This is a genomic window from Polynucleobacter sp. 35-46-11 (assembly GCF_002281105.1).
The window spans coordinates 1-3,596 of record NZ_NCFJ01000259.1 but is presented as its reverse complement, the minus strand read 5'-3'; the positions used below and the strand labels follow the sequence as shown (position 1 = coordinate 3,596).

Here is a 3,596-nt window from a genome sequence, read left to right as displayed (position 1 = left end):
AGTTCTTAGTTCTTGAGATAGAGCCCTTAAGGGGCTCTATTTTTTTGTTCACTCATTATTAATCAAGTGTTCAATCAACTTCTCAAATTTGGCTTCATCAAAATGTAAATTATCAAAGCGCTGTATTGCAATATGCCCTGGAGGATTAACTCTGCGTTTGGTGTATTGATCCCAGTGCTTGAGTTTGTATTCATCTCGAGGGTCTGCGCGCTTTTCCATACGACGCTTTGCTTCGCTTTCATCGAGATCTATCCAGGCGATTTTGATGCTAGATACACTGGGTACTCCAAGCTCCTCGGGATTGAACATCCGTCCGCTTTGTATCTCGCTAGAGAATGGACCTACTAGGATGACATTGACGCCAAGTTGGAGGTTTTCTTTGGCGATGGCGATGAGGCCTGCATATTCCCAATCCCTGAGGTTCTGAAGATAGAAGGGGCTATCGCGATCATTGGGATTATTGGTAGTGAGCTCCATGACATGGGCACTATAGGCGCCGTAGACTGTATCTTTATCTAAGAAGAAAAAGTCCTCACCGGTCTTTTCCACTATTAGGGGTAGAGCCTTTTTAGCTAAAGTAGTTTTACCGGTGCCCGCATGGCCTGCAAAGAGGATAAGTCGTGGTGCGCCAGGGCTGAGCTTACAGGTCATTTATCGCTTTATTTGGGTGTATTGCCTGGTTAAATTCTACTTCTCAATCCCATGTTTATTGGAAATATCACCACTTTGCTTGAAGTGACGATAATGTCGCCATGGCTTTAATCGTACTCACTGATGCAAAACTGGCTTTTGGCCACGTTGACCTCCTCGCAAATACTGCTTTCTCATTGGAATCTGGGGAGCGTGTTGGCTTAATTGGCCGCAATGGCACTGGCAAATCCTCTCTATTGAAGATCTTGGCTGGCATAGAAAAAATGGATGATGGTTTGCTGCAATATCAGCAAGGCCTCCGCATTGCCTATGTTCCTCAAGAACCAATATTTGAGGCTGAAGAAACTGTCTTTGATGCCGTATCCAAGGGTGTAGCTCAGGCCAAGGCGCTGCGCGAAGAGTATGAAGCCCTGAGCGTAGGAGAGTGGGACGATGCCGCTCACCATCGCCTTGATGAAGTGCAATCCCAATTAGAGGCCTTAAGCGGCTGGAACTGGGAGCAGCGCGTTCATGAAACATTGGATCGCCTGCATTTAGAGGCTGATGTCAAGATTAATACCTTATCGGGTGGAACGAAGAAGCGTGTTGCCTTAGCTCGCGCTCTTGTGGAGATGCCGGATGTATTGCTATTGGATGAGCCTACCAACCATCTTGATTTAGATTCGATTTCTTGGTTGGAGGATTTACTTAAAGAATACAAAGGCTCCGTAATTCTGATTACCCATGATCGCGCCTTCTTGGATAACGTTTGCACGCAAATTGTAGAGCTTGATCGTGGAATTTTGCGCACCTACCCAGGAAATTTCTCGGCGTACGAAGTATTGAAAGATCAGGAGATGAATTCCGAATCTTTGGCTAATGCACGCGCGGATAAATTACTCGCCCAAGAAGAAGTCTGGATTCGTAAAGGTGTAGAGGCGAGACGTACTCGTAGTGTTGCGCGAATTGCGCGCTTAGAAGCACTGCGAACTACTCGCTCACAAAGACGTGATGCGGTTGGGCAAGTCAAGCTTGCAGTTTCTGCGGGAGATAGAAGCGGCAAGATCGTTGCGGATCTTCAGAATGTTTCTAAGTCTTACGATCGCCCGATTGTGAAAGATTTCACAGCAACCATTTTGCGTGGCGATAAAGTTGGTCTGCTTGGTCCTAATGGTGCAGGCAAAACTACGCTTCTCAAATTAATACTGGGGACGATCGCACCAGATTCTGGAACGGCAACCATGGGCACTCGCATTGAGGTAGCCTACTTTGACCAGATGCGCGAAGGCTTAGATCTCAATGCTTCACTTGAGGACTACATCAGCCCAGGTAGTGAGTGGATTGAAATCAATGGCAATAAGAAGCACGTTAAGAGCTATCTAAGCGATTTCTTATTTGCACCAGAGCGTACTAATTCACCAGTCAGCACTTTGTCTGGTGGAGAGCGTAACCGTTTATTGTTGGCACGCTTATTTGCCCGCCCTGCAAACGTCTTGGTTTTGGATGAGCCAACCAATGACTTGGATATCGACACTCTGGATTTACTCGAGCAATTACTCCAAGACTACAAAGGTACGGTGTTCTTGGTCAGCCATGACCGCTACTTCTTGGATAACGTCGTGACCAGCATCATTGCTAACGAGGGTGATGGATTCTGGCGTGAGTATGAAGGTGGTTACGAAGACTGGAAGATCCAGAAAGCGCGCTCAGATAAGATCCGTGCGGCCAATGGCGGCGCTAAAGCTGTTGAAAGATCAGAGGTAAAGCCAGAGGTAAAAGTTGAATCAAAACCCGCCGCTGTAAAGGGTGGCGTGAGCAAGCTCAATGGGAAAGAACGGTTGGAGCTAGAGGCATTACCTTTACAGATTGAGACGCTTGAGACGGAGCAAGCAGATATTGGTATTGCGATGAGCAACCCCGATCTTTATAAAAACGAACCTGAATTGGCCGCGAGTATGCAAGCGCGTTTATCTGAAATTACTGCAGAGCTAGATATCAAGTTACAACGCTGGGAATTGCTCTTAAGTCGTTCAGAATCTTAATTTGATTTGATCTGATTGGTTTATGACTTGCTCAGCACCATAGTCAAAAACCTGGAGATATCTACCAGCTCATCTGGGTGAAGAGAGTGTTCCATCGGGTAGGTATTCCAGTCCACCTGATAGCCTAATTTTTCTAGGACATCAGCTGAAGCTTCAGCACGTTCTGGAACGATCACAGCATCCCAAACACCATGCGCCATAAAAATCGGTGTTTTGCTATTTGCGTCACTTCTCTCGACTGCAAGTGATTTTGCTAGGGGTAGGTAGCCTGATAGTGCCATGATGCCTGCCAGTGCGTGTGGAAAGCGTAGGCCGACCTGTAAAGACATGGCACAGCCCTGTGAGAAGCCTGCTAAAACAATTTTGTCATAGGCAATGCCACGGCTTGCTTCTCGCTCAATTAGCTCCGCAATAGCTGTTGCGGACTTGTGAATACCGGCAATATCTTCGCGGGCATTAATATCTCTTTCGGTAATGTCATACCACGCTGGCATAAGGTAACCACCATTGACAGTGACTGCCATAGAGGGCGCACTTGGAAAAACAAAGCGTATGGCAGGGCACTCAGACAGATTGAGTTGAGGAATGATGGGTACAAAGTCATTGCCATCAGCTCCTAGTCCGTGCAGCCAAATGACAGAAGCGCTTGGATTGGGGGCGGTTTCAATTTCAATGCAAGGCAATGTGGCCATGAATTTTTATCCTAGATTTTCACGAAGCAACTGATTGCGCAGGCGACTAATTTCTTCCAGAAGATCAAGCGCTAAAGCAACTCCAGGCGTATTGAGTTCTAGATCATGAGTTAAGCGAGCAGCAGTCTTTGCACGCTTTAGAGATTCCCCACTAAAACGCCAGTCTTCAGGGGATGAGCCAGTAGGGCTCAATACTCCCTCTGTTACCCATGACATGATGAGATCCTCGGGC

Annotated in this window: 4 protein-coding genes; 1 reads left to right on the top strand and 3 read right to left on the bottom strand. The window is 46.9% G+C overall.

Annotation, left to right across the window (positions count from 1 at the left end):
* Positions 1-48: 48 nt before the first annotated feature.
* Positions 49-651 carry an ATP-binding protein gene (locus tag B7Y67_RS13070; protein ID WP_293599027.1) on the bottom strand — a complete coding sequence of 201 codons (603 nt, stop codon included), beginning with the start codon at positions 649-651 and terminating at the stop codon, positions 49-51.
* Positions 652-752: 101 nt separating this feature from the next.
* Here B7Y67_RS13070 and B7Y67_RS13065 point away from each other — a divergent pair, with 101 nt between their 5' ends.
* The gene (locus B7Y67_RS13065; RefSeq protein ID WP_293599026.1) at positions 753-2,672 is read left to right on the top strand and encodes an ATP-binding cassette domain-containing protein; all 1,920 of its coding nucleotides are present in this window, start codon (positions 753-755) and stop codon (positions 2,670-2,672) included.
* 20 nt (positions 2,673-2,692) lie between these two features.
* Here B7Y67_RS13065 and B7Y67_RS13060 read toward each other — a convergent pair whose 3' ends face one another.
* Entirely contained in the window at positions 2,693-3,364 is a 672-nt protein-coding gene (locus B7Y67_RS13060) for an alpha/beta hydrolase (RefSeq protein ID WP_293599025.1), read from the bottom strand.
* A 6-nt stretch (positions 3,365-3,370) separates the two neighbouring features.
* Positions 3,371-3,596 (bottom strand): chaperone modulator CbpM (locus B7Y67_RS13055; protein WP_293599024.1); only part of this gene is annotated, 226 nt, incomplete at its 5' end.